Annotated in this window: 25 protein-coding genes and 1 riboswitch; of the genes, 18 read left to right on the forward strand and 7 right to left on the reverse strand. The window is 67.6% G+C overall.

Features of this window, described 5'->3' with window-relative positions; all coding sequences use genetic code 11:
- Positions 1-25 precede the first annotated feature (25 nt).
- Positions 26-760, forward strand: a complete 735-nt coding sequence (locus ABIB51_RS18115) for an alpha/beta fold hydrolase (RefSeq protein WP_354190502.1) — start codon at positions 26-28, stop codon at positions 758-760.
- Here the strand turns inward: ABIB51_RS18115 and thiC are convergent.
- Positions 757-2,592, reverse strand: coding sequence for a phosphomethylpyrimidine synthase ThiC (gene thiC, locus ABIB51_RS18120; RefSeq protein WP_354190504.1), 1,836 nt, complete (start codon positions 2,590-2,592; stop codon positions 757-759). The two genes, ABIB51_RS18115 and thiC, sit on opposite strands and share 4 nt — an antisense overlap.
- A riboswitch (TPP riboswitch) is annotated at positions 2,587-2,694 on the reverse strand. (Overlaps the previous gene by 6 nt.)
- Before the next feature lie 297 nt (positions 2,695-2,991).
- On the opposite strand from thiC, the gene ABIB51_RS18125 reads away from it, so the two are divergent.
- From ABIB51_RS18125 to ABIB51_RS18205, 17 genes are all read left to right on the forward strand, one after another.
- The gene (locus ABIB51_RS18125; RefSeq protein ID WP_354190506.1) at positions 2,992-4,092 is read left to right on the forward strand and encodes an amidohydrolase family protein; all 1,101 of its coding nucleotides are present in this window, start codon (positions 2,992-2,994) and stop codon (positions 4,090-4,092) included.
- 81 nt (positions 4,093-4,173) lie between these two features.
- Positions 4,174-5,049, forward strand: coding sequence for a VOC family protein (locus ABIB51_RS18130; RefSeq protein WP_354190508.1), 876 nt, complete (start codon positions 4,174-4,176; stop codon positions 5,047-5,049).
- A 110-nt stretch (positions 5,050-5,159) separates the two neighbouring features.
- Complete coding sequence (locus ABIB51_RS18135; protein ID WP_354190510.1) at positions 5,160-5,597, forward strand: hypothetical protein; 438 nt, start codon at positions 5,160-5,162, stop codon at positions 5,595-5,597.
- A 252-nt stretch (positions 5,598-5,849) separates the two neighbouring features.
- A complete protein-coding gene (rpsP, locus tag ABIB51_RS18140; RefSeq protein WP_354190512.1) occupies positions 5,850-6,260 on the forward strand; it encodes a 30S ribosomal protein S16 in 411 nt (136 codons plus the stop codon).
- Position 6,261: 1 nt separating this feature from the next.
- Positions 6,262-6,504, forward strand: a complete 243-nt coding sequence (locus ABIB51_RS18145; protein ID WP_056426755.1) for an RNA-binding protein — start codon at positions 6,262-6,264, stop codon at positions 6,502-6,504.
- Positions 6,505-6,620: 116 nt separating this feature from the next.
- Complete coding sequence (gene rimM, locus ABIB51_RS18150) at positions 6,621-7,223, forward strand: ribosome maturation factor RimM (RefSeq protein WP_354190514.1); 603 nt, start codon at positions 6,621-6,623, stop codon at positions 7,221-7,223.
- Positions 7,224-8,090, forward strand: a complete 867-nt coding sequence (trmD, locus tag ABIB51_RS18155) for a tRNA (guanosine(37)-N1)-methyltransferase TrmD (protein WP_354190516.1) — start codon at positions 7,224-7,226, stop codon at positions 8,088-8,090.
- 254 nt (positions 8,091-8,344) lie between these two features.
- Positions 8,345-8,704 carry a 50S ribosomal protein L19 gene (gene rplS, locus ABIB51_RS18160; RefSeq protein WP_354190518.1) on the forward strand — a complete coding sequence of 120 codons (360 nt, stop codon included), beginning with the start codon at positions 8,345-8,347 and terminating at the stop codon, positions 8,702-8,704.
- 96 nt (positions 8,705-8,800) lie between these two features.
- Positions 8,801-9,478: a signal peptidase I gene (lepB, locus tag ABIB51_RS18165; RefSeq protein WP_354190520.1), complete on the forward strand. Its 678-nt coding sequence runs from the start codon at positions 8,801-8,803 to the stop codon at positions 9,476-9,478.
- Positions 9,479-10,501, forward strand: coding sequence for a signal peptidase I (lepB, locus tag ABIB51_RS18170; protein ID WP_354190522.1), 1,023 nt, complete (start codon positions 9,479-9,481; stop codon positions 10,499-10,501). It abuts the gene before it with no gap.
- Positions 10,501-11,166 (forward strand): ribonuclease HII, encoded by a 666-nt coding sequence (gene rnhB, locus ABIB51_RS18175; RefSeq protein ID WP_354190524.1) that lies wholly within the window; start codon positions 10,501-10,503, stop codon positions 11,164-11,166. The genes lepB (ABIB51_RS18170) and rnhB overlap by 1 nt, the downstream gene beginning before the upstream one ends.
- A 102-nt stretch (positions 11,167-11,268) precedes the next feature.
- Positions 11,269-11,595 (forward strand): DUF2469 domain-containing protein, encoded by a 327-nt coding sequence (locus ABIB51_RS18180; protein WP_056426737.1) that lies wholly within the window; start codon positions 11,269-11,271, stop codon positions 11,593-11,595.
- Between the two features lie 554 nt (positions 11,596-12,149).
- Complete coding sequence (locus tag ABIB51_RS18185) at positions 12,150-12,506, forward strand: YraN family protein (protein ID WP_354190526.1); 357 nt, start codon at positions 12,150-12,152, stop codon at positions 12,504-12,506.
- Entirely contained in the window at positions 12,507-14,054 is a 1,548-nt protein-coding gene (locus ABIB51_RS18190; protein ID WP_354190528.1) for a YifB family Mg chelatase-like AAA ATPase, read from the forward strand.
- Positions 14,055-14,157: 103 nt separating this feature from the next.
- A complete protein-coding gene (dprA, locus tag ABIB51_RS18195; RefSeq protein ID WP_354190530.1) occupies positions 14,158-15,348 on the forward strand; it encodes a DNA-processing protein DprA in 1,191 nt (396 codons plus the stop codon).
- Between the two features lie 104 nt (positions 15,349-15,452).
- Entirely contained in the window at positions 15,453-16,379 is a 927-nt protein-coding gene (locus ABIB51_RS18200) for a tyrosine recombinase XerC (RefSeq protein WP_354190532.1), read from the forward strand.
- 302 nt (positions 16,380-16,681) lie between these two features.
- Positions 16,682-17,185 (forward strand): DUF3145 domain-containing protein, encoded by a 504-nt coding sequence (locus tag ABIB51_RS18205; RefSeq protein WP_056426723.1) that lies wholly within the window; start codon positions 16,682-16,684, stop codon positions 17,183-17,185.
- 131 nt (positions 17,186-17,316) lie between these two features.
- Here ABIB51_RS18205 and ABIB51_RS18210 read toward each other — a convergent pair whose 3' ends face one another.
- The 6 genes from ABIB51_RS18210 to ABIB51_RS18235 all read right to left on the reverse strand — a co-directional run.
- Positions 17,317-18,552 carry a beta-ketoacyl-[acyl-carrier-protein] synthase family protein gene (locus ABIB51_RS18210; RefSeq protein WP_354190534.1) on the reverse strand — a complete coding sequence of 412 codons (1,236 nt, stop codon included), beginning with the start codon at positions 18,550-18,552 and terminating at the stop codon, positions 17,317-17,319.
- A gap of 213 nt (positions 18,553-18,765) precedes the next feature.
- The gene (locus tag ABIB51_RS18215; RefSeq protein ID WP_354190536.1) at positions 18,766-19,011 is read right to left on the reverse strand and encodes an acyl carrier protein; all 246 of its coding nucleotides are present in this window, start codon (positions 19,009-19,011) and stop codon (positions 18,766-18,768) included.
- 147 nt (positions 19,012-19,158) lie between these two features.
- Entirely contained in the window at positions 19,159-20,220 is a 1,062-nt protein-coding gene (locus ABIB51_RS18220) for a beta-ketoacyl-ACP synthase III (protein ID WP_354190538.1), read from the reverse strand.
- Positions 20,217-21,146, reverse strand: coding sequence for an ACP S-malonyltransferase (locus ABIB51_RS18225; protein WP_354190540.1), 930 nt, complete (start codon positions 21,144-21,146; stop codon positions 20,217-20,219). The genes ABIB51_RS18220 and ABIB51_RS18225 overlap by 4 nt, the downstream gene beginning before the upstream one ends.
- Positions 21,147-21,233: 87 nt before the next feature.
- Entirely contained in the window at positions 21,234-22,478 is a 1,245-nt protein-coding gene (locus tag ABIB51_RS18230; protein ID WP_354190542.1) for a PucR family transcriptional regulator, read from the reverse strand.
- 189 nt (positions 22,479-22,667) lie between these two features.
- Positions 22,668-23,555: transketolase-like TK C-terminal-containing protein (locus tag ABIB51_RS18235; protein WP_502916172.1), on the reverse strand; the 888-nt coding region annotated here is incomplete at its 5' end.

Here is a 23,555-nt window from a genome sequence, read left to right on the forward strand (position 1 = left end):
CAGACCGGTGCAATAGGGTTGGATCATGTTCAAGCAGCGCGTAGTTTTCGTCCACGGGGCCGGCAGCTTTGGCGCCGCGGCGTGGCCGAAACAGCATGGAATGGCGTTGGACTACGACGCCTTGTTCCTGCGCCGCCACGGCTTTGACGCCGTCGCCGAACCGCTCGAATCGGATTTCTCCGCGGACGCTGCGATCGTGCTGGGGGCCCTGGCCGACGACGGCCGCGGCGCCTCGGGCGGTCACGTCGTGGCGCATTCGCAGGGCGCCATCGCGGCGATGATGGCCGCCGTCGAGCGCCCCGACCTCGTACATTCCCTGACCCTGGTGGAGCCGGCCTGCCTCTCGCTCACGGCGGAACTTCCGGCGACGGCGGCGCACCGGGCGCTTATGCAGCCCCTGTTCGACGTCCGGCACCACCTCAGCAATGAGGATTTCGAGCGGGAATTCGTGCGCCGGGTGTTCTCGGCCGAGGCAACCGGGGACATCACCCCGGAGGGCCTCCGGGCGGCCCGGCGGCTCCGGCTGCAAGCACCGCCGTGGGAAGCCCCGCTGCACATTGTCCCGGGAGTTCCCACCCTGGTCCTGACCGGCGGCTGGGAGCCGCTCTACGAGGAAATCGCCGGCTACCTCCGCGAGACCGGCGCCCTGCACCGCATTGCCGCGGGCGGGCACCGGCCCCAGGATTCAGCAGAGGGCGACCAGGTTATCCGAGCCTTCATCGCCGACGTCGGCCGGCACCAGCACGCCCACGCCTCCTAGCCGGCTGCGGGTACGCCCACGGAAGGCTCCGGCAGGTAGACCTTGCCGCCCGAGGCGAGGAACTCATTGCTCTTTTCCCGCATTCCGGCCGCCAGCGCGGCAAGTGCGGCCTGCGAGTCCGCGGAGCCGTACTCGTCCCGGATGTCCTGGCTGATCCGCATGGAACAGAACTTGGGCCCGCACATCGAGCAGAAGTGCGCCGTCTTGGCCGGCTCGGCCGGCAGCGTCTCATCGTGGAAGGCCTCCGCCGTCACCGGGTCCAGCGACAGCGCGAACTGGTCCCGCCAGCGGAATTCAAAGCGGGCCTTGGACAGGGCGTCGTCGCGTTCATGCGCACCGGGGTGGCCCTTGGCGAGGTCGGCGGCATGGGCGGCGATCTTGTAGGTGATCACGCCGGTCTTCACATCGTCCTTGTTGGGCAGTCCGAGGTGTTCCTTGGGCGTGACGTAGCAGAGCATCGCGGTTCCGTAGCGCGCAATCTCCGTGGCGCCGATCGCCGAGGTGATGTGGTCATAGCCCGGTGCAATATCGGTGACCAGCGGCCCCAGCGTGTAGAACGGGGCGCCCTTACAGAGTTCCTGCTGGCGCTCCACGTTTTCCCGGACGAGGTGGAACGGCACGTGCCCCGGGCCCTCCACCATGACCTGCACATCGAACTCCCAGGCCCGCTGCGTGAGCTCGGCCAGGGTGTCCAGCTCGGCGAACTGCGCCGCGTCGTTGGCATCCGCCGTCGCGCCGGGCCGCAGCCCGTCACCGAGCGAGAAGGCGACGTCGTAGCGGGCGAAGATCTCGCACAGCTCATCGAAGTGCGTGTAGAGGAAGTTCTCCTGGTGGTGCGCCAGGCACCAGCCGGCCATGATCGCGCCGCCGCGGGACACGATGCCGGTGACCCGGTTGGCCGTCAGGGGCACGTAGCGCAGCAGCACCCCGGCGTGGATGGTCATGTAGTCCACGCCCTGCTCGCACTGTTCGATCACGGTGTCCCGAAAGATCTCCCACGTGAGGGCGTTGGCCTCGCCGTTGACCTTCTCCAGCGCCTGGTAGATCGGTACGGTCCCGATGGGCACGGGGGAGTTGCGGATGAGCCACTCCCGGGTGGTGTGGATGTCGTCCCCGGTGGAGAGGTCCATGACGGTGTCCGCGCCCCACTGAGTGGCCCACTGGAGTTTGTCGACTTCCTCCGCGATGGAGCTGGTCACGGCCGAGTTGCCGATGTTGGCGTTGATTTTCACCAGGAACGCCTTGCCGATGATCATCGGCTCCGATTCGGGGTGGTTGACGTTGTTGGGAATGATGGCGCGCCCAGCCGCCAGTTCGGAGCGGACCAGCGCGACGTCGCAGTTCTCGCGCAGCGCCACGAACCTCATCTCCTGGGTGATCACCCCGTCCCGGGCGTAGCGCATTTGCGTCACCGTCCGGCCGTCGGCGCCGCGGCGCGGCACGGGGCGGCCGCCCCTCCACTCGGCCGACGCCGCACCCCGGCGGACCGCGGACTTGCCGTCGTCGAGCAGCTCGCGTTCCCTGCCGGCGTAGGCTTCGGTGTCCGCCCTGGCCTCGATCCAGGGCGCGCGGAACGGCTCCAGCCCCCGGACCGGATCGCTCCCGGGGCCCGCCGTGCGGTACACCCGGAACGGGGCGTTGCGGGTGCCGCCGGGCGAATCCGCCAGCTCGATTTCGGTCACCGGGACACGGAGGCCGTGTTCGTCATCCGTAGTGAACGCCAACGAATGGGACGCCAGCGATTGTGTAGTTGCAGCGGCCTGGACTTGGACGGGCAGGTCCTGGACTGCCTGATTGTGGACAGGGCTGTGCTGTGTCAATTGCGTATTCACGGAATACTCACTTCCTTCGCCGGCATTACCCGGACAGGTTCAACGGTCGCAGGCTGCGTCAGCCCGATCTCAGCCCCTGCTGGGGCACCCGTGTGGTCGTAGACGAAGCTACCACAGGCCGTCCGGAAGGAGGCCGCGTGACGGCGGGCTGCCCGGCCGCGGTGTGAGCGTGGCATGGTGACTCTGCCCAGGGCTGTGCCCTGCATCAGGACGGCGACGCCGGAAGACCTCCCGGCGCTGCCGGTTGAGCCGCTCTTGCTGCTAGTGCATCCGGACTCTGCCCCGCGTGGGATGGCTACGAATCGATGACCCTCTGCACGATCGCTGACGTTCCGTTCTTTACGCGAGCTGCGGTTTCGAGGAATTCGGCGGATCGTCACGCGGATTAGGCTTTAGGCCATGAGCAGCATTATCGAGTTCAGCGGTCCCATCCTGACCGCGGCGGACCAGGAGCGCCACGGGCTCTGGTCGGTGGACGGCCTGTTGACCTTCGACCGTCCGGCCGGCGGACCGGACCTGGTGCTGGACGGGTGGGTCATTCCCGGGCTGGTGGACGCGCACTGCCACATCGGGCTGGGCCCCGGCGGGGATGTCCCGGACGCCGTGGCCGAGGCGCAGGCCCTGACGGACCGCGACGCCGGCACCCTGCTTGTGCGGGACGCCGGCGCCGTGCATGACACCCGCTGGCTCCAGCAGCGCGCCGACCTGCCCCGCATCATCCGCGCAGGCCGGCACATCGCCCGGACCCGGCGTTACCTGCGCGGCTTCGCCGTCGAGGTGGAGCCGGAGGACCTGGTGGAGGCCGTACGCAAACAGGCCCGCGCCGGCGACGGCTGGGTCAAGCTCGTGGGGGACTGGATCGACCGCGACGCCGGCGACCTCGCCCCCAGCTTCCCGGCTCGGGTGCTCGCGGACGCCGTACGGGCCGCCCACGATGAAGGCGCCCGGGTGACGGCGCACTGCTTCGCCGAAGACACCCTCGACGACATGCTCGACGCCGGGATCGACTGCATCGAACACGGCACGGGCCTGCTGCCGCGGCACCTGCCGCGTTTCGCGGAGCAGGGCGTGCCGATCGTCCCCACCCTGATCAACATCGCCACCTTTCCGGACATCGCGGCGCAGGCGGACGCCAGGTTCCCCCGCTATGCCGCGCACATGCGCGCGCTCTGGGAACGCCGCGCCGAGCGGATCCTCGAAGCCTTCGAGGCCGGGGTGGCCATCTATGCGGGCACCGATGCCGGCAGCGTGATCAGGCACGGCCGGATCGTCGACGAGATCAACGCCCTGCACGCAGCGGGCCTCCCGGCCCGGGCTGCCCTCGACGCCGGAGCCTGGGCCGCGCGGCGCTGGCTGGGCGCGGAATCCATCGGCGAAGGGGCCAGCGCCGATGTCCTCGTCACGGCGGAGGATCCGCGGAGCCATCCCGCCACGCTGCGGCAACTCAAACACATCGTGCTGCGCGGGCAGCCGGTCCGGCGCGAACCATCCACCCATTAGGAATAAATTGAAGCTTCAAGTAATTTATCTTCATGAAGGGTCATCGAAGAACGGTGGCCGCCGAAGCACCGGAGCGATGACATGACCGCAGAAGCCAGCACCCAGGATCTCCTTCCCGCCGAACTCACCATGGGCACCGTGATGCTCAAGGTCGGCGACATGAAGCTCATGACCGACTACTACCAGCGCGCCCTCGGCCTCGACGTCGTCGCCGAGCAGGACGGCGGGCTCTACCTGGGCCGCCGGCAGAAGCCGCTGGTCCACCTGGCTCCGGCGCCCGGGCTCAGCATCCCCGCCCGCGGCGAGGCTGGACTCTTCCACACCGCCCTGCTGTTCGACGACCAGCCGTCCCTCGCCGCCACCGTGGCCAGCGCCGCCCAGTACGAGCCGCAGTCCTTCGCGGGCAGCGCCGACCACCTAGTGAGCGAGGCGTTCTATTTCACCGACCCGGAAGGCAACGGCATCGAGCTGTACTGGGACCGTCCGCGTGACGCCTGGTCCTGGCAAGGCAACAACGTGGTGATGGACAGCCTGGCCCTGCCGCCCCAGCGCTACCTCGAGCAGCACCTCAGCGAGGAGTCCGTTGCCGGGCAGCGCGAGGCGGAGGCCGGCGTCGGACACGTCCACCTCCAGGTGGGCGACGTGCAGTCCGCGCATGACTTCTATGTCGGGACCCTCGGCTTCGAGAAGACGGCGGGCTGGCACGGCCAGGCGCTGTTCGTCGCCGCCGGCGGCTACCACCACCACATGGCCATGAACGTCTGGAACAGCCGTGGCGCGGGCCCCCGCCGGGACACCCTGGGCCTGGGCGAGGTGCTGATCGAAGTGCCGGCGGGCGACGACGTCGGAGCCCTCGCCGACCGCCTCAAGGCCGCAGGAGTCCAGTCGCACCACACCGGAGCCGAACTGCGCTTCGAGGACCCGTGGCTTAACCGGATCCGCGTGGCGGTCCGCTGACGGCACGCCGGCTGCACGCCGGTTTCCGGAGCGGAAGCGCCGCCGCGCTGGGCTAGTCTGAAACTTGACTTTCCGCCGCGCAATGAGCGCCGAGCTAATAAGGATCACTCATGGGATTCACCGAAATCTTTGTCTCCAGCCACGATGGAGCCCTCAAGCGCGCGGCTGCGCTCGAGGATGGGGGTGCCGCGGCGCCCGGGGCGCTCCGGATTGCGGACATCAGCGACTTCGAAGTCGAGCGCCTCGGCGACCTGGCCGGGACGGCAGTGCACTCCGCCGGCGCCGACTACGAACTCGCCATGGTGGACGTGTCCAGCGACTCCCTGCTCGGCGTCCCGCCCGCCATGGTCAGGTCACTCGCGGACCTGCTCAGCTACGAGACCGAAGGCGAGGGTGACGTCCTCGAGGATGTGGCCCACAGCTGGGCCGCGGAAGAGGACATGCCCTTCGGTGCGGAGCAGGCCGTCCGCTACGTCCGCCAGCTCGCGGAGCTGGCTGCCGGCGTCGATCCCGCCGCCCGGTCCGGACTGTACGTCTGGACCCGCTGACACCGGACTCCGGGGCCGCACTGCACGGCGGTTGCAGGCGCATGGCAATCTGATTTGCGCTCCGTTTGAACAGGGGGCGGGTGTCAAGTCGAAATCCCGGCGTTGATCTGGCACAATGAACAGGTACTCGATCTGCGTGGCCCCTCTCTCCGCGTCCGGATCTTGTCCTTTTAGAACCCCCTAGTACGGCCCGCCCCACGGGTGCAGAACGCCGGGCTCGACCCCGTTTCAGAAACAGGAGTGACCACAAAAGTGGCCGTAAAGATTCGCCTTAAGCGCTTTGGCAAGATGCGCGCACCGTACTACCGCATCGTCGTCATGGACGCACGCTCCAAGCGTGACGGCCGTGCCATCGAAGAGATCGGCAAGTACCACCCGACCGAAGAGCCCTCGTACATCGAGGTCGACACGGACCGTGCCCAGTACTGGCTCGGCGTCGGCGCACAGCCGTCCGAGCAGGTTGCCGCGATCCTCAAGATCACCGGTGACTGGCAGAAGTTCAAGAATCTCCCCGGCCAGGAGGGCACCTTGAAGACCAAGGCTCCCAAGGCTGCCTTCGTTACCCCGGAAAAGGGTTCCGTGATCATCCCGGAAGCCATCACCAAGAAGGCTAAGAAGGACGACGCCGCCGACGCAGCAGCAGAGACCACCGAGGCTGAGTAAATTGCTGGCAGAAGCGCTCGAACACCTCGTCCGCGGGATCGTTGACAGCCCTGAGGATGTCAAGGTCAGTGCGAAGAACAACCGCCGCGGGGACACCCTCGAAGTGCGCGTTCATCAGGACGACCTCGGACGGGTGATCGGCCGCCAGGGCCGCACGGCACGTGCTTTGCGCACCGTCGTTGCAGCGCTGGCGGACGGCGAGCCGGTCAGGGTCGACGTCGTCGACACCGACCGCCGCCGGTAACGCTTCCAGCAGTTCTTTTCTTGAGTCCGGCCCCTTCACCAGATAATGGTGGAGGGGCCGGACTGTTTTGCCCAACAACTTTCACCAGCAACCCCAGAACCGGAACAGAGGAACAGATGCAGCTTCAGGTGGCACGAATCGGCAAGCCCCACGGCATCCGCGGCGAGGTGACCGTCCAGGTGCTCACCGACGCTCCGGGCGACCGCTTCGTGCCCGGGACACAGTTCGTGGTGGAGCCGGCCTCGGCGGGTCCGCTCACCGTGGAGAGCGCCCGCTGGAACAAGGACATCCTGCTGCTCGCGTTCGAGGGGATCGAGACCCGCAACGAAGCGGAAACCCTCCGCGGCGCGAAGCTGTTCGTCGAGACCGAAGAGCTCGACGACGATGACGACGACGAGGGCTGGTACGAGCACGAACTCGTCGGCCTGGACGTCCGGGTCGGGGACAAAGTGGTCGGCAAGGTCTCCGGACTGAACACCCTCCCGGTCCAGGACCTGCTGGTGGTCACAGCGGCCGACGGCACGGAAGTCCTGATTCCCTTCGTGGAGCAGATCGTCCCCGAGGTCAACGTCGGCGAAGGCTTTGTGCTCGTGACCCCGCCGCCGGGACTTTTCGAGGTCAACGCCGATGGCGCCGGCGATTCCGCGAAGTCCGGCGATTCCGCCAAGTCCGCGGATGACGCGGCCGCAGACGACGCCGCCACCGGAGACAACGCCTAAATGAGAATCGACGTCGTCAGCATCTTCCCGGAGTACCTGGCACCCCTGGAGCTCTCACTGATCGGGAAGGCGCGCCAGGACGGGCTGCTGCAGCTCAACGTCCATGACCTGCGCGACTTCACCACGGACCGTCACCGCTCCGTGGATGACACCCCGTACGGCGGCGGCGCCGGCATGGTCATGAAGCCCGAGCCCTGGGCCCGGGCACTGGCAGCCGTGGCTGCGGCCCGGCCCGAAACCAGCGGCGAAGCCGCCGGCACTGACACCGAGGCACCGGAAGCGGCGGCACCGGAAACGGCTGCCAAGCCCGTGCTTATCGTGCCGTCCCCCGCGGGGGAGCGCTTCACCCAGGCCGCCGCCCATGAGCTGGCGGAGGAAGGCCAGCTGGTGTTCGCCTGCGGACGCTATGAAGGCATCGACGAGCGCGTGCTCGAATGGGCGGCCGATCACTTCACCGTCCGGCCCATGAGCCTGGGCGACTACGTCCTCAACGGCGGCGAAGTGGCGGTCCTCGCCATGGTGGAGGCGATCGGACGGCTGCTGCCCGGCGTCGTCGGCAACCCCGAATCCCTGGTCGAGGAATCCCATTCGGACGGTCTGCTGGAATACCCGGTGTACACCAAACCCTCCAGCTGGCGGGACCGTGACGTGCCCGCAGTGCTGCTGAGCGGCAACCACGGCAAAATCGCCCAGTGGCGCCGGCACGAGCAGTACCGGCGCACCGCCGAACGCCGCCCGGACCTCCTCGCGGAGTTCGACGCCGGCAAGCTGCCGCGCGCGGACCGCACGGCCTTCTCGGACCTCGGCTACGACGTCGTCGAGGGCCGCCTCCGGCGCCGCCCCGACGCCGATGTCGGGCAGAACTAGCCGCAGGCCGGCAGGCGGGGCTGGGGGATTGGCTCGAACGCCCCGCGTATGGCAAAATTAGTCCTTGTGCCTGCTGGGTACGAACCTGCCACAGTGGGGATCGCTATCAACAGCCTGGCACCCCGGTCCTGTCAATTCCTGACGGAGCCGGACTGAAAATTTTCGGCGGGAATTTCCGGACCGCATGCTTGCGCCCGGGCTTGGCCGCCGTGACCCAACGTGAATGACCTGTGGCGTTCACCAGGAGTGGATCAATGCATATCCTCGATTCCGTAGATGCAGCCTCGCTGCGCACCGATGTTCCGACGTTCCGCGCGGGTGACACCCTCAAGGTTCACGTGAACATCATCGAAGGCAAGAACTCCCGTGTCCAGGTATTCCAGGGCTTCGTCCTGGGCCGCCACGGCGACGGTCTCCGCGAAACCTTCACCATCCGCAAGGTCTCCTTCGGCGTCGGTGTGGAGCGTACCTTCCCGGTGCACTCCCCGATCATCGACAAGATCGAGCTCGTCTCCAAGGGTGACGTGCGCCGCGCGAAGCTGTACTACATGCGCGATCTGCGCGGCAAGGCTGCGAAGATCAAGGAAAAGCGCGACTTCCAGACCAAGAAGTAAGTCCTTCCGGACTTCCACCGCGGGTCCATGGACCGTATCCGTGCGTCAGCTAGTGCGGCGCCGGAGCATCCGCAACAGCGCGACAGGATACGGATCATGGATCAGACAAAACGCCAGCCCAGGAAACTCGGCTGGCGTTTTGCGTTGCTGGCGCTGGCCCTCGCTGTCCTCATCAGCGGAGTAGTCCGTTCGCTGTGGCTGGACGTGTATTTCATTCCCTCCGCCTCGATGGAACCGCTGTTCCGCGAGGGGGACAGAATCGTGGTGTCCCGGACCGACTTCCGGGCCGAGCCGGTGCGGCGCGGCGACGTCGTCGTCTTTGACGGCCGCGGATCCTTCGCGCCGCTCAACAGCAGCCAGGGTCCGGTGCTCGGGTTCGTTGCCGCCGCCGGGCACTGGCTCGGCCTGGCCGGCAGTGATGACACGTACGTCAAACGCGTCATCGGCCTCCCGGGCGACGACGTCGTGTGCTGCGATGCGCACGGACGGCTCACAGTCAACGGCCAAGAAGTTGCGGAACCATATCTGTATGCGGGCGACGCCCCCAGCGAGCAGACGTTCAGCGTGACGGTGCCCGCCGGACGGCTGTGGCTGATGGGGGACCACCGCTCCATGTCGGCGGATTCCCGGAGCCTGCTGGGAGCCCCGGGCGGGGGTATGGTGCCCGTGGACCGCGTGATCGGCCGGCCCGTACAGATCATCTGGCCGCTTGATAGATTTACAGCAGTAGAACGGCCCGCCGTGGCCGCCGACACCACAATGAACGGACAGTAGATGCCCGAGACCGGACCCCGGATTCCTGAGCCGCGGGGGCAGGACCTGCCCCGCGTTAGCTCCTCAGCGATCCCCACCACGGCCGAGCCGGTCAGCCCTGATTTCCAGGCTGACCGTGAGGTCTCGGTGACGCCCGGGAACCGGACGGCGGCCCTCCCGCAGGTCCAGGACCCGTCGGCGGCTCTCCCGCACGTCCAGGAGCCGGCTGCGGACGCTCCGGCCGGGCCGACGTCGGACGCTCCGGAGGCCGGCGGCGCTCCTGCGCCGGACCGCGCGCCGGCTGCTGCCGGGCCCGCCCACGCCGGGCCCACATCCAAGCGGGCCAGGCGGGCAAAGACGAAGGAAAACACCAGCCCGTTCTTCGTGTGGCTGAAGGAAGTGGCCACCGTGGTGGTCGTCGCCATTGTGCTGTCCTTCCTGATCAAGACTTTCCTGTTCCGGGCCTTCTACATCCCGTCCGAATCCATGGTTAACACCCTCGACGTGAACGACCGCATCTTCGTGAACCTCCTCGTCCCGGAACCCTTTGCGCTCCAGCACGGCGATGTTGTGGTGTTCAGGGACACCAAGGGCTGGCTGGTCCCTGCGGAAGAGAAGGCTGACGGGCCATTCACCTGGGTGCAGGACGGGCTGACGTTCGTCGGCCTCCTGCCGGATAACTCCGAGCAGCACCTCGTCAAACGCGTCATGGGGCTGCCTGGCGACCACGTGGTCTGCTGTGACGCCGGCGGCCAGCTGATGGTCAACGGCCAGCCGCTGGCCGAGAAGTACGTCAACGCCGCCGATGTGCCCCAGGTGCGGGAGTTCGACGTCGTGGTCCCCGAAGGCAAGGTCTGGGTCATGGGAGATAACCGGAACCACTCCGCCGATTCCCGGGCCCACATGGACAGCACCGGCGGCTTCGTGGATGTCGCCGACATCGAGGGCAAGGCCGCCGTCATCGCCTGGCCGCTGAACCGGATCACCACCCTGGACAACTACCCGGACGTCTTCGCCGACGTTCCCGCACCGTCTGGCAAATAATGTCCGAAGCACCCACCCTCGACTACGAACGGCGTTTCCGCAGCTCAGGCGCCCGGCTCCTCGCCGGCATCGACGAGGTGGGCCGCGGTGCCCTGGCCGGCCCGGTCAGCGTAGGGATCGCCGTCATCGACCTCGAACAGCAGACCCTGCTCGACGATGTCCGGGACAGCAAGCTGCTCAAGGTCGAGGACCGGGAACGGCTCGAGCCGCTGGTGCGCGGCTGGTGCGTCGCCTCGGCCGTGGGTCATGCCACGGCCGGGGAGATCGACCAGCTGGGAATTATCGGCGCGCTCCGGCTCGCGGGGAACCGGGCCTGGCTGGCCGTGCTGGCCGCAGGAGTGACCCCGGACGTGGTGCTGCTGGACGGCAGCCACAACTGGCTCTCACCGGATACCCAGCCCTCGCTTTTTGACGACGGCCCGGCGGAGCCCGGCTGCGACGCGCCGGTGCACACCCTGGTGAAGGCCGATATGCAGTGCCTGAGCGTCGCCGCGGCGTCCATCCTGGCGAAGGTGGAACGCGACGGGCGGATGCGGGAGCTGCACACGGAATATCCGGCCTTCGGCTGGGACGTGAACAAGGGCTACGGCACCGCAGCGCACAAGAACGCCCTCCGCGCCGCCGGTCCCACGCCGTACCACCGGGTCAGCTGGCAGCTGCTGTAGCCCGCCCCGGCGGACCGGTCGGGGGACTGGTCTGAGGGCTGGGCCGGCCTGTGGCAGGCCGCCGTGGCGCGTGCCGGGTGCAGGATGGTGCAAGATGGAACCATGAGTGCCGAGGACCTTGAAAACTATGAAACTGACATGGAGCTCCAGCTCTACCGCGAATACCGGGACGTTGTTGGGCTGTTCAGCTATGTGGTCGAGACCGAGCGGCGTTTCTATTTGGCCAACCACGTGGACCTGCAGGCCCGCAGCGCAGACGGTGAGGTCTACTTCGATCTGACGCTGCAGGACGCCTGGGTGTGGGACGTCTACCGTTCCGCCAGATTCGTCAAAAGCGTCCGCGTCATCACGTTCAAAGACGTCAACGTCGAAGAACTCCCGCGCAGCGAGGAACTGGCCCTGCCGAAGGTCGAGGGCCTGGGTAACTGATCCCGCGGCGTCAGGTTGTCCGTTAGAGATGAACCCGCCAACGTTCGTGTGCAGCTCCTTCAACCCTGCAATGGTCGTGCTGAGAACCGCTGAATCCTGGTCCTTGGCAACGTCCCGGAACCTCAGGACCGTCTCGGGGCGCTCTGCCTCGTCCGGGAGGTAGCTCACTTCGATCAGGATGGTGTCCACCTGATCCGGGAAACCGCCCAGAGCCTTGAAATGTGCCGCCAAGGATGCGAATTCCGGGTTGCCGGGCGATGCAGGAGGATCCCCGTCGTGGGAGAAGAGGCAACGCAGGGTCAGGCATTCGGCGGAGGCGTCGTTGTGTTCGTCGCACCATGGCTGACACGTTGAACCCGGTGGCATGTTGGCCCCCTTCATAGTCGTTTCCGGAGTCGATCGGCAGCCGCAGATGGCTGCAATCGAAGGCTAGGTCCTGGCTGCGACATTTAGCTGACCAGTTGCTTACGCCGTGGCCGGACCGCATCAGGTGGTTTCCCACATAGCGCCGCTGACGCCTGTACCCGCTCCGGGCGCCGTCGCAGGCTGGTCCCATGAGAGCCAAGGATGTGTTGGGCCGGCGCGGGGAGGAACTCGCCGCGGACTACCTCGAAGCCCAGGGGATGCGGATCGTGGACCGCAACTGGCGGTGCCCGGAGGGCGAAATAGACATTGTGGCGCTCGACGGGGACGCACTGGTCATCGCGGAAGTGAAGACGCGGAAATCCCTCGCCTACGGGCATCCCTTTGAAGCCGTCGGCGTGGACAAACTGGCCCGGCTGCATCGGCTGGCGTCGGCCTGGTGCCGGGACCATGAGTTGCGGATGCCGTTGCGCCGGATCGATGTGGTCGCAGTGCTGGACGACGGCATCGGCAACCCGGCAGTGGAACACCTCAAAGGGGTGGGGTAGGTGGCGCTGGGCCGGACGTATTCGGTGGCCCTGGTCGGGCTGAACGGCTACATCGTCGAGGTCGAGGCCGACATCGGCCAGACCCTGCCGGCGTTCATCATTCTGGGGCTGCCGGACGCCTCGCTCAACGAGGCCAAGGAACGGATCCGGTCCGCGGCCCAGAACTCCGGAATCCCGCTGAGCCGCCGGAAGATCACGGCCAACCTCATCCCGGCGTCGCTGCCCAAACGCGGTTCCGGCTTTGACCTTGCCATCGCCCTGGCCGCGCTGCTGGCATCGAACGACGTCCGCTCCACAGGGCGCACCGTCTTCATAGCCGAGCTTGGCCTGGACGGCAGGCTGCGGCCGGTCCGAGGTGTGCTGCCCGCGGTGATGGCAGCTGTCCGTGCGGGCTACCCGGATGTTGTGGTGGCGCAGGCCAATGCCGCCGAGGCGGGACTCGTTCCCGGTGCGCGGGTGAAGGGTTACTCGACGCTGGCCCGGCTGGCGTTTGACTTCGGCGCCGATCCGCAGGACCTGGCCCTCGGCTTCGAACCCGGGCCGGAAGAGGGCGACGGGGATCCGGGGACCGACGTCACCCCCGCCATCGCGCCCGACATGCGGGACGTCTCCGGGCAGTCCGAGGCCCGGAAGGCCCTGGAAGTCGCAGCCGCGGGAGCCCATCACCTGTTGCTGACCGGGCCGCCGGGCGCGGGCAAGACGATGCTGGCCGAGCGGTTGTCGGGACTCCTGCCGGATCTGGGCGATATGGAGGCAATGGAAGTCACCGCGATCCACTCCCTCTGCGCCCTCACCTCGGCATCAGTGCGACTCCTGCGCCGGCCGCCGTACGAAAACCCGCACCACACCGCCAGTGCTGCTGCCATCATCGGCGGCGGGTCCGGGCTGCCCCGCCCGGGGGCCGCGTCCCGGGCCCACCGGGGCATTCTGTTCCTGGACGAGGCTCCCGAATACGAACGCCGCGTCCTGGATGCTCTCCGGCAGCCGCTGGAAAGCGGAGAGCTGGTCATCCATCGTTCGGCAGGGACGGCGGCTTATCCGGCCAGGTTCCAGTTGGTCCTCGCCGCCAACCCGTGCCCCTGCGGCAAGGCGTCAGGCAAGGGCGTCGACTGCACCTGTACTCCCACCATGCGCCGCCGCTACCTTTCCCGCTTGTCAGGCCCGCTCCTGGACCGGGTGGACATCCAGCTTCAAGTCGAGCGGGTGTCGCTGGCCGATTTCGGGCAGCCCGGTGATGAGGAGGACACCGCCACGATTGCGGAACGGGTTCAAGCGGCACGGAAGCTCCAGCGGGACCGGCTGGTGCCGTTCGGGTTTGAGACCAACTCCCAGGCGCCTGGACGGCTGCTCCGGGGAGCCTTGCGGCTGGGGCCACCCACCACACGGATCCTTGACCAGGCCTTGGAGCGCGGGGCACTCACGGCCCGAGGCTACGACCGCGTCCTACGCCTGGCCTGGACGCTGGCGGACCTGGCCGGGCGCAATATTCCCGAGGCCGACGACATCGGCCAGGCTCTCAGCCTGCGGCAGGCCGCAGTCTCCGTCTGAGGGGCGAAGTGCCACACGGGCCCTCTCCGGAGGGGAAGTGCTCCGGGAAATCGAACACACGGATATCGAACATTTGGCGGGAACACCTGGCGAAAGGACACCCATGATGGAGGACGAAAGGACGGCACGGGCCGCACTGTCCCGACTGTTTGAACCCCAGGATGCCGCGGGCCTGGCCCTCGTGCACGTCGCCGGGGCGGAGGACGCCCTGCGCATCGCCACTGGCCAGCTGGCGGCGGGCCAGGAGCTTGAACAGGAAATGTCACGGGTGCTCCAGGACAACGGCTCTGGCGGCGGCTGGACCGGACTGGCGACTGCCCGGAACCGCTGGGCACCCCGCATCCCTGATCTGGCACCCGACAGGGATCTGGCCACCATGCAGCGGCTCGGCGGACGGATGATTAGCCCGTCGGATGACCTGTGGCCCCGACAGCTCGCGGACCTCGGCCTGCAGGAACCGATCTGCCTCTGGTGGCGGGGTATCGAGCAGGAGCTGCCCCAAGCCGCGAAGGCCATAGCTTTGGTCGGCTCGCGGGACAGCACCTCCTATGGCTCGTCTGTCACCGGAGATCTTGCGTATTCCTTGGCGCAACGGGGCTTCACGATCATCTCTGGCGGCGCCTACGGCATCGATGCGCATGCCCACCGGGCGGCCCTGGCTGGCGGCAGCGGCAGCGGCAACCCCACGATCGCCGTGATGGCCGGGGGAGTGGACCGGTTCTACCCCGCCGGCAACGAGGACCTGCTGAGGGCCGTTGCGGACCAGGGGGCGGTGCTTGCGGAGGTCCCGCCGGGCTCGGCACCCACGCGGTACCGCTTCCTGCAGCGGAACAGGCTCATCGCCGCCCTGGCGTCCGTCACCGTCGTCGTCGAGGCACGCTGGAGGTCGGGCGCCCTGAACACGGCGCACCACGCTGAGACCCTGGGGAGGGCGGTCGGGGCCGTGCCCGGGTCAGTCCACAGCGCCAATTCGGCGGGCTGCCACAGGCTGCTGCGGGAAGGCGGGGCCGTTTGCGTCACTGATGCCGGGGAGATCGCGGAGCTCGCTTCGCCCAGCGGGGAGTCGCTTCCGGAGAACAAAACGGGACGGGTGGAAGTCCACGACGGCCTGACCCTGGAGGACCTCATCCTCCTGGACGCCCTACCGCTGCGGACCACCACCTCCATCGAGAAGCTCACGGCGGTGGCCGGGCTGAGCGTTGACTCCGTCCGCGCCGGGCTCGGCCGGCTTGGCCTGATTGGCCTCGCAGAGTCACATCGTGGCGGCTGGAAGCGCTCGGGGAAGGCAGGCTGAGCCATGCCCCGTTCTGCACCGGGTGTTGCCGCGGGCCATGGAGCACAGCCGCGGCACGCCGCCGGCCTTCTTGATTGCCGGGACATTCCTGCGAGAGTAGGGGCGTGTCTACACAGCAGATCCCGGCCGCGCTGGCCGCCGCCGCAGAGGGCTTCACCCGCTACCTGGAAGCGGAGCGTGGTCGATCGGTCCACACGGTGCGCGCCTACCTTTCGGACGTCGGGAGCCTGCTGGCGCACGCGGCCTCGGAAGGCGTGGAGGATCTCCGCGGGCTGGAGCTCGGTACCCTGCGTCGCTGGCTTGGCGCCCAGAGCGAAGCCGGCATGTCGCGGGCCACCTTAAGCCGCCGCTCGGCCACGGCCCGGGCCTTCACTGCCTGGGCGGTACGCGAGGAACTGATCGAAGTTGATCCGGCCCTGCGGTTGAAGGCGCCTAAGCGCGAGAAGTCCTTGCCCGGAGTGCTGCACCAAGGCCAGGTCCTCCGGCTCGTGGAAGGGGCCGGAGCGGCCGCCGCCGACGGCGGACCGATGCCGCTGCGCGACAAGGCGATGGTCGAGCTGCTCTATGCCACCGGTGTCCGGGTGGGGGAACTGGCCGGGCTGGACATCGACGACCTCGATCCGGACCGAAGGACCCTGCGGGTGCTGGGCAAAGGCAACAAGGAACGCACGGTGCCATACGGGCTCCCGGCCGCGCTCGCCGTCGACGATTGGCTCCGCCGTGGCCGGCCTGTTCTGGCGACCGGAACGTCCGGCCCGGCGCTGTTCCTCGGCGCCCGCGGAAACAGGGTGGACCAGCGCCAGGTCCGCAGCGTCGTCCACGATCTCCTGGCGGCCCTTGGGGACACCTCAGCGACCGGACCGCACGCCCTGCGTCACTCGGCCGCCACGCACCTGTTGGACGGCGGAGCGGACCTCCGTGCGGTGCAGGAGATCCTGGGCCACAACAGCCTCGCCACCACGCAGATCTACACCCACGTGTCCGTCGACCGACTCCGGAAGAGCTACCAGCAGGCCCACCCGCGGGCGTGACCACCGGGCTTGACGGCATCCGTTGCACCGCCGGCAGACGTCCATGCGACGCCGGACGGCGCGCCGGAAAAGACTCGCCGAATTTCACTGGCGTAATTAGGTAGCGTACGGCAGAATAAGAGTCACGCCCGGCAACTTTCAAGTATTGCTTGAAGCTCAACAGCCTCAAGTGTCCACCCAGGAACCGGGCAGTATCTTAATAGTCTGGCAGGGACCACCGGCACAACTACGGACCCGCGCAGCAGACAGACATCCAGGCAGAGGTCGTTGGGGAAGACGTACCTACAGCTATGGAGGATGGAATGTCTGTTGCACTGACCCGCGGTGTGTTGTTTGTTCACTCGGCCCCGACGGCCCTGTGCCCCCACGTTGAGTGGGCCATAGGATCCGTCGTGGACAAGCGGACCGATCTTGAGTGGACCGCTCAGCCGGCTGCGCCCGGAATGTTCCGGGCCGAGCTGTCGTGGACCGGAAATCCGGGCACGGGAGCTCAATTGGCGTCCGCTCTTCGGGGCTGGGCGCATTTGCGCTACGAAGTCACCGAGGAGCCCAGCCAGGGCGTCGACGGCGGACGTTGGTCCCACACCCCTGAGCTCGGCATCTTCCACGCCGTCACGGACGTGCACGGCAACATCATGGTCTCCGAGGACCGGATCCGCTACGCCTACGAATCCGGCGCCGGCGACCCTTCCGCGGTCTACCACGAGCTGTCCCTCGCCCTTGGCGAAGCCTGGGACGAGGAACTCGAACCCTTCCGGCACGCCGCCGAAGGCGCCCCGGTGCGCTGGCTCCACCAGGTCGGCTAGAACACCACGGGCCAGAACACCGCAGGTTAGAATCACGCACCAAACTCCATAGCTTCGCCAAATGACGGATGGCGGCAATGTTCACGAGGAACATTGCCGCCATCTGTCATCTCGGCGGGGGAACGGGGGATCTAGATGCTCCGCACCGCGATCACGGCGTTGTGGCCGCCGAAGCCGAAGGAGTTGCTGAGCGCCACGATGCTGCCGGAGGGCAGGTCGCGGGCGGTCGTGACGACGTCGAGCGGGATTTCCGGATCCTGGTTCTCCAGGTTGATGGTCACGGGCGCCTTGCGCTCGTAGACCGCCAGGACGGTCAGTACGGCTTCCACGGCACCGGAGGCACCCAGGAGGTGGCCCATCTGGGACTTGGTCGCGGAGACCGCCACGCTGTCCAGCTGGGAGCCCAGGGCAGCCCTGAGGGCCGTGTACTCGGGCTTGTCGCCTACCGGTGTGGAGGTGGCGTGCGCGTTGACGTGCACCACGTCCTCGGCCTGGATACGGCCGTCGAACATGGCTGCCTTGAGCGCCCGCGTGGCGCCGAGGCCCTCGGGGTCCGGGGCGGTGATGTGGTATGCATCGGCCGTCACCGAGGTGCCGGCGAGCTCGCCGTAGATCCGGGCGCCACGGGCCAAGGCGTGTTCCTCGGCTTCGAGCACCAGGGCACCGGCGCCTTCACCCATGACAAAGCCGTCACGGCCGAGGTCGTAGGGGCGTGAGGCGCGCTCGGGCTCGTCGTTGCGGCGGGAGAGGGCCTGCATGGAGGCGAACGCCGCGATCGGCATCGGGTGGATGGCGGCTTCGGCGCCACCGCAGACGACGACGTCGGCCTTGCCGGAACGGATCAGGTCAAGTCCCATGTGCACGGCTTCGGTGCCGGACGCGCAGGCTGAGACTGGGGTGTGGGCGCCGGCGCGGGCGCCCAGGTCCAGGCTGACGGCCGCGGCGACGCCGTTGGGCATCAGCATGGGCACGGTCATGGGCAGGACCCGGCGGGGTCCCTTTTCACGCAGGGTGTCCCACGCGTCGAGCAGGGTCCAGACGCCGCCGATGCCGGTGGCGAAGGCCACGGCCAGACGGTCGTGGTCGATCTCGGTGATGCCGGAGTCGGCCCAGGCCTCGCGCGCCGCGACGACGCCGAACTGCGTGGACGGGTCCATGCGCCTGGCCTCAACGCGGCTGAGTACCTCGAGGGCGGGGGTGGAGGCGCGGGCAGCGAAGTGCACGGGCAGCTCGTATTTGGCTACCCAGTCGTCCTCGAGCGTGCGCGCGCCGGAGACGCCCTTCAGCGCGTTCTTCCACATCGTGGGGACATCGCCGCCAATGGGTGTGGTGGCACCCAGACCGGTAATGACTACTTTGCGTGCCATGGGATCACTCTCTGTCGGTGCGCCTGCCGAGTCCGGAATCGAGGACGATTTGCCGGGGCCTGCGTTGGGGAAAACTCTGTGGTCATGCGAACTCGTGCTGCACAATCTGCGGCACGAAGGTGGTGCAAAGTGGTCCGGCCCGGGGAGCTGCTGCAGCGCCCCGGACCGGTCACGGATCTCAGCCGTTGCCGGCGGGAGCCAATACGGCCAGGATCAGGCTTGGGCGCTGGCGATGAAGCTGACGGCGTCGCCGACGGTCTTGAGGTTCTTGACCTCTTCGTCCGGGATGCGCACGCCGAACTTCTCTTCGGCGTTGACGACGATGGTCATCATGGAGATGGAGTCGATGTCCAGGTCCTCGGTGAAGGACTTGTCTATTTCGACGGCTTCCGTGGCGAGGCCTGTTTCTTCGTTGACGATTTCAGCCAGGCCGGCCAGGATCTCTTCGTTGCTAGCCATTGATGGCTCCTTTTCTTGTAGTTGTCCTCGGCTGCCGGTGATGTTCCGGCGACCGGGGACGGAAATGATTCAAACCGAGAATTCGGTTTGGTGCGGGAATCCGTGCTGTGGAAGAACGTATTCAGTTCAGGGGAGAGCGGTGGGCGCTTACGGAAGCACGATCACTTGGGCACCGAAGACCAGTCCGGCACCGAAGCCGATCTGCAGTGCCAGCCCGCCGCTCAGCTCAGGGTTTTCCTGGAGCAGACGGTGGGTGGCCAGGGGGATGGAGGCAGCCGAGGTGTTGCCGGCTTCGGCGATGTCCCGGGCGATCGTGACCGTCTCGGGAAGTTTCAGTTTCTTGGCCATCTCATCGATGATCCGCATGTTGGCCTGGTGCGGAATGAACGCCGCGAGGTCGTCGGCGGTGATTCCGGCGGCGTCCAGCGCCTGCTGGGCCACCTTGGCCATTTCCCAGACAGCCCAGCGGAAGACCGTCTGGCCGTCCTGGCGGAGCGTGGGCCACAGCGCGGCGTCCGTGACGGCGGCCTCTGCGTCGGTAAGGGCGGCGCTCCGCTTGCCGGTCAGTGCCAGCTCGCGCATGTCCAGCATCGAGTGGGTCATGCCGATGGCGTCCCACTTGCTGCCGTCCGAACCCCACACCGATGGGCCGATGCCCGGGATGTCCGAGGGGCCGATGACAACGGCGCCGGCGCCGTCGCCGAGCAGGAACGAGATGGTCCGTTCGGTGTTGTCGATGACGTCAGAGAGCTTCTCCGCACCGACCACCAGGACGTAGTCGGCAGCGCCGGAGCGCACCAGGGAATCGCCTTGGGCAATGCCGTAGCAGTAGCCGGCGCAGGCGGCCGAGATGTCGAAGGCCGGTGCGGGCGTCGCGCCCAGCCGGTCGGCGAGGCTCGCGGCGGCGGACGGCGTGGCGTAGGGATGCGTCACCGTGGAGACGATCACGGCGCCGAGCTGGGAGGCCTCGATCCCGGCCTTCTGCAAGGCCTCGCGAGCGGCGCCTTCGGCCATGTCGATAACGCTGACGTCGGCCGGGGCGCGGTGCCGGGTGATGATGCCGGTGCGCTGGCGGATCCACTCATCCGAGGAATCGATCCATTCGCAAACATCCTCGTTGGTAACGATCACGCTGGGGCGGTAGGCGCCAACTCCCATGATGCGGGTGTTCTCCCGCAGCGGAGCCTGCTTCAAGGTGGGAACGCTCATGCCTGTCCTTCCAGTTCTGCGAATAGGGCCAGGGCGGCGGTGAGGTCGTCCGGGGTTTTGACAGTTACGGTCTTCACTCCCGGCATGCCGCGCTTGGCCAGTCCGGCAAGCGTTCCGGCCGGGGCCAGTTCAATCACACCAGTCACGCCGCGCCGGACCAAGGTCTCCATGCAGCGATCCCAGCGGACGGGACGGGACACCTGGGCGATCAGGCTGTCGACGGCGGCGGCGCCGTCGGTGACCTCTGCGCCGTCGTAGTTGGACAGGAGGGGAACCTGCGGCGTCCGCGGGTGGAGCGAAGGTCGGAGGGCCTGCAGGGCCGCCACAGCGGGGGACATGTGCGAGGTGTGGAAGGCGCCGGCCACCTTCAACGGAATGACGCGGGCTTTCGCCGGCGGGTTTTCCGCGAGGGCCTTGAGCTGGTCCAGGGTCCCGGCAGCGACAACCTGCCCGGCGCCGTTGACGTTGGCCGCGGTGGCGCCGCTCGCGTCGATGGCTGCCAGGACGTCGGCGGGGTCCCCGCCGACGACGGCGCTCATGCCGGTGGGGGTGGCAGCAGCGGCGGTGGCCATGCCGTTGGCGCGTTCGCGGACGAACGTCATGGCTTCCGTCTCGGTCAGGACGCCGGCCAGTGCCGAGGCCGTGATTTCGCCGACGGAGTGTCCGGCGAGGATCACCGGAAGGGTGCCGAGCTCGACGTCGAACAGGGACTTGGCGGCCACCAGTCCGGCAGCGACAATCAAGGGCTGCGCAACGGCGGTGTCCTTGATGGTCTCTTCATCTGAGGTGGTGCCGTGGGCGGTGAGGTCGATACCTGCTATCTCGCTAAGGGAGGCCAAATGGCCCGCGACGGGTGGCAGTTCCAGCCAAGGGGCCAGAAAACCAGGGGTCTGGGAGCCCTGTCCAGGGCAGACGATTGCAAGCACGTATCCAGCTTTCCAAATTACTGCGTGATCAATGGTGTTTTCATGCACCAAGCTCACACGGTCAGTTTGTAGGAAGTCTACAACGGGTTAGGAGTTGTTGCGGGATGGTTGGCGTTCCGTGGCGGGCTTCGGCGGGGCCGAGAGACGTCCGACGACGAGTGCCGTCTGCAGCACGAAGGCCTCCCGGGGCAGGAGCGGATCCCAGCCGGTGACGTCGCATACCCGCTTGAGCCGGTAGCGGACGGTGTTGGCATGGACGAAGAGTTCCCGGGCCGTGGCTTCGAGCGAGTGGCCCAGTTCGAGGTAGGCGCCCAGGGTCTCGACGAGCCCGTTGGAGGCCGCGAGCAGCGGGCGGTAGATGTTCTTGACGAGGGAGCGCCGGGCAGCGTCGTCGCCGGAGATCACGCGTTCCGGCAGGAGGTCGTCGGCCGCCACGGGACGCGGTGCGGACGGCCAGGCCCGGGCCGCGGTCAGCCCGGCGAAGGCGGACTGGGCGGAGCCGCTGGCCTCCAGCAGGGATCCCGCCTCGGCGCCGTACACCACGGGCCCCGGGGCGAAGAGTTCGCTGAGTTTCAGGTAGGCCGTCTCCCGGTCGTGGACTCCGCCGAGGATCAGGATCAGCCGGTCGCCCTGGATGCCCACGAGCGCGTCTTCCGCGAAGCGGCCGGCCGTGCGGCGGAGTTCGCTGACATAGCTGGCACTGGGCTCGGACGGCGAATTCCCCACCATGACGGTGAACCGCTCCTGCGCCTTCCAGCCCAGGGCGGCAATCCGGGACCGCAGGGCATCGGTGTTTTCGCCGCGCAGGATCGCATCGACAATGAGCGCTTCCAGCCGGGTGTCCCAGGAGCCGCGGGACTCCGCGGCGCGGGCGTAGACGTCCGCGGCGGCAAACGCGACCTCGCGGGAGTAGCGCAGCACGGCCTCGCGCAACGCGGACTGGTCCGCCTCCGGAGCGATCACAGGGACCTGGTCCTCGACCACTTCAACCACGATCCGGATGAGCTGGAGGGCCTTCTGCAGGCTGATGGAGCGGGTCAGTTCGGTGGGTGCGGTGCCGAAGACGTCGGAAAGGATCCACGACGGCGAGCTGGGACGCTCGTACCAGGTGACAAACGCGGCAATGCCGTTCTGGGCCACCATTCCCAGGGCTGAGCGCTCGTCGGAGTTCAGCCGGCTGTACCACGGCAGTGACTTCTCCAGCTGGCGCAGCGTCGTGGTGGACAGCTGGCCCACGTTTGCCCGGAGCTTCTTGAGCGTCTCGACCTTCTCCGGAGACATCGCCTTCGAGGCCGGCTTGCGTTTTGCGGGAGTGGTGATCGGCTCTGCCATGCATCGAGCATACGGTGCCCGCCGCCCAAGCTCCATTTGTGCAAAGGCTACAACGCGCCTTGGCGTAAATCACAGTCTTGGGTCGCGGTCCCATGTCACGGGCCAGGTCAAGCCGGGGAAACGACGACGGCGGCCCCCACCTTCCGGTGGGAACCGCCGTCGAACGTTCGCTCTTGCGCTGGAGCGCGGTTAGGAGTCGCCGCCCGCGTTGCCGGTGGTGCCGGCGTTGACGTTGTGCAGGCGGTACTTCTCGATGGCCTGGGCAGGCGCCTGGGCATCCACTTCGCCCCGGCGTGCCAGCATCTGAAGGGAACGGACCACAACCGAGTGGATGTCGTTCTTGAAGAAGCGGCGTGCCGCGGCGCGGGTGTCCGAGAAGCCGAACCCGTCAGCGCCGAGCGAGGCGAACTCGTTCGGCAGGAACTGGCGGATCTGGTCCGGTACGGCCTTCATGTAGTCCGTGACTGCCACGATCGGACCGGTGGCGCCGGCGAGCTGCTGGGTCACGAACGGGACGCGGGCGGGCTGGCCGGGGTTGAGGAAGGAGTCTTCCTCGGCGGCCATGGCGTCGCGGCGCAGTTCGGTCCAGGAGGTCACGGACCAGACATCGGCTGAGACGCCCCAGTCCTCGGCGAGGACCCGCTGGGCTTCGAGGGCCCAGGGGACGGACACCCCCGAGGCAAGGATCTGCGTGCGCGGGCCGTCGATCTTGGCCGGTGCGAGCAGGTAGATGCCCTTGATGATGCCCTCGACGTCGAGCTCCGCGGGTGCCGGCGGCTGAATGATCGGCTCGTTGTAGACCGTGATGTAGTACATCACGTTCCGCGACGGGTCGTTGTCGGCAGTGTCTGTTCCGGCTGCGCCGGGACCGTACATGCGGTTGAGGCCGTCGCGCATGATGACGCCGATCTCATAGCCGTATGCCGGGTCGTACGTGACGACGGCCGGGTTGGTTGCCGCCAGCATGGGGGAGTGCCCGTCCGCGTGCTGCAGGCCTTCGCCGGTCAGGGTGGTGCGGCCGGCGGTGGCGCCGATGATGAACCCGCGGGTCATCTGGTCCGCGGCGGCCCAGAAGGA

The organism is Arthrobacter sp. UYCu712 (assembly GCF_040547005.1).
Taxonomy (GTDB): Bacteria; Actinomycetota; Actinomycetes; order Actinomycetales; family Micrococcaceae; genus Arthrobacter.

Coding starts and splice junctions, on each gene's coding strand:
- ABIB51_RS18230 (WP_354190542.1), bottom strand. CDS start 22,478: ATGGCAGAGCCGATCACCACTCCCGCAAAACGCAAGCCGGCCTCGAAG.
- rnhB (WP_354190524.1), top strand. CDS start 10,501: ATGTCCGAAGCACCCACCCTCGACTACGAACGGCGTTTCCGCAGCTCA.
- ABIB51_RS18115 (WP_354190502.1), top strand. CDS start 26: ATGTTCAAGCAGCGCGTAGTTTTCGTCCACGGGGCCGGCAGCTTTGGC.
- dprA (WP_354190530.1), top strand. CDS start 14,158: ATGATGGAGGACGAAAGGACGGCACGGGCCGCACTGTCCCGACTGTTT.
- ABIB51_RS18125 (WP_354190506.1), top strand. CDS start 2,992: ATGAGCAGCATTATCGAGTTCAGCGGTCCCATCCTGACCGCGGCGGAC.
- ABIB51_RS18220 (WP_354190538.1), bottom strand. CDS start 20,220: ATGAGCGTTCCCACCTTGAAGCAGGCTCCGCTGCGGGAGAACACCCGC.
- rimM (WP_354190514.1), top strand. CDS start 6,621: ATGCAGCTTCAGGTGGCACGAATCGGCAAGCCCCACGGCATCCGCGGC.
- lepB (WP_354190522.1), top strand. CDS start 9,479: ATGCCCGAGACCGGACCCCGGATTCCTGAGCCGCGGGGGCAGGACCTG.
- ABIB51_RS18205 (WP_056426723.1), top strand. CDS start 16,682: ATGTCTGTTGCACTGACCCGCGGTGTGTTGTTTGTTCACTCGGCCCCG.
- ABIB51_RS18215 (WP_354190536.1), bottom strand. CDS start 19,011: ATGGCTAGCAACGAAGAGATCCTGGCCGGCCTGGCTGAAATCGTCAAC.
- ABIB51_RS18130 (WP_354190508.1), top strand. CDS start 4,174: ATGACCGCAGAAGCCAGCACCCAGGATCTCCTTCCCGCCGAACTCACC.
- rplS (WP_354190518.1), top strand. CDS start 8,345: ATGCATATCCTCGATTCCGTAGATGCAGCCTCGCTGCGCACCGATGTT.
- trmD (WP_354190516.1), top strand. CDS start 7,224: ATGAGAATCGACGTCGTCAGCATCTTCCCGGAGTACCTGGCACCCCTG.
- ABIB51_RS18135 (WP_354190510.1), top strand. CDS start 5,160: ATGGGATTCACCGAAATCTTTGTCTCCAGCCACGATGGAGCCCTCAAG.
- ABIB51_RS18210 (WP_354190534.1), bottom strand. CDS start 18,552: ATGGCACGCAAAGTAGTCATTACCGGTCTGGGTGCCACCACACCCATT.
- ABIB51_RS18185 (WP_354190526.1), top strand. CDS start 12,150: ATGAGAGCCAAGGATGTGTTGGGCCGGCGCGGGGAGGAACTCGCCGCG.
- ABIB51_RS18180 (WP_056426737.1), top strand. CDS start 11,269: ATGAGTGCCGAGGACCTTGAAAACTATGAAACTGACATGGAGCTCCAG.
- lepB (WP_354190520.1), top strand. CDS start 8,801: ATGGATCAGACAAAACGCCAGCCCAGGAAACTCGGCTGGCGTTTTGCG.